This is a genomic window from Parendozoicomonas verongulae (genome assembly GCF_009711465.1).
In the GTDB taxonomy this organism is placed as follows: Bacteria; Pseudomonadota; Gammaproteobacteria; order Pseudomonadales; family Endozoicomonadaceae; genus Sansalvadorimonas; species Sansalvadorimonas verongulae.
Genome location: NZ_SMME01000569.1, coordinates 300 through 1,492 on the forward strand (window position 1 = coordinate 300; position 1,193 = coordinate 1,492).

General features: G+C 46.9%; 2 protein-coding genes. Both read left to right on the top strand.

Going from position 1 to position 1,193, the window contains the following annotated elements; translation table 11 throughout:
• Positions 1-182: hypothetical protein (locus E1189_RS01565; RefSeq protein WP_230459972.1), on the top strand; the 182-nt coding region annotated here is incomplete at its 5' end.
• Between the two features lie 377 nt (positions 183-559).
• Positions 560-1,193 (top strand): hypothetical protein (locus tag E1189_RS01570; protein WP_155158343.1); only part of this gene is annotated, 634 nt, incomplete at its 3' end.

Here is a 1,193-nt window from a genome sequence, read left to right on the forward strand (position 1 = left end):
TGCTTATGACAGAGATAAGAAGGCGTTATAAGTGGGACATCTACGGACATTACCTCAGAACAGCTTTCCGATCCCATGGTGCTCTGATTCTTGATAATAACGATTTGACGATTATCGCTCAGGAATTTATCAATGGACTGAAACTGGATACTGGTGAGCTGCGTACAACTCTGGTCACGTAGCCCGCTACGTTTCCGACGCTGTTCCTTGAAGAGCGAAAAAATTCACTCGCCACAATCATGTGAAAGTAATGGGCGAGCAGGTCGGAAAGAAGGGAGGTGTGGAACCCAAAATGGCTTGTGCTGTCGATATTTTCAGTGGTTCAGGGGATACAGCACAAGGGTTATCAAAAATGCAGCCATTTCATTCTATCTCAAGGAAAAGACCTCCAGATAGTAAAGCGCCATTTGGCGCTGGAAAAAGAAGATGCAATTCCGATTCAGGTTCAGTCTCGAAATTCAAACATATTCTCTCTCAGTTAAGTCCGGATAAAAAGAAGGCTTCCTCTTCCCCGATTCATGACAAACAGGTCAGCCATTCTTCTGCTTTAAATCCTGTCTTGCAATCAGCCCCTGCATTTGACCTGAAATTTGTTGCTTCTGATCAGGATGTTTTACTGACTCTGCAAACGATTAATAAACAGCATCAGAATGCTGACGTTGTTGTTATGAATTCTCACGATGGACTTGAACAGGATAATCTTGTTCATCGTCTGACCATTGCAGACGATGGCCGTCACCAGGTTCATCCTGGCAAGTTGTTCAAGCATTCCTCTCCTCTGGTGCTGGTTCTTGATATCAGTAAGATGAGGGCTGATGAAATTACTGCCTTTAATGATCTTCTGGACCCTGATTCTCCCAGTATTTACAGCAAACAGGCACAGCAAAAACAGCCGCTGGGGACACATGTAAAAATTATTGTCCTGGCTCACCGGGACCAGCTTCAAAGGGCGGGTCAAGCCTGCTCGAATGCTCCGGGTGCTGATTTCTGGCGTCGTGTCGATCGCCCTGGCAATACGTGGCAACCTGATGACCTTGCGACTGCACAGGCTGGTGAGGCCATGGATGTTGATAACGGCACATCGCTGGCAGAATTTACTGAATCCGTGCACACGGCAGTGCCTCCTCTCATAGTGAATTGTCATAGGCAGCATGACTGGAGACGCCTTCTCTTTGGCGGACCTGGCGTGGATA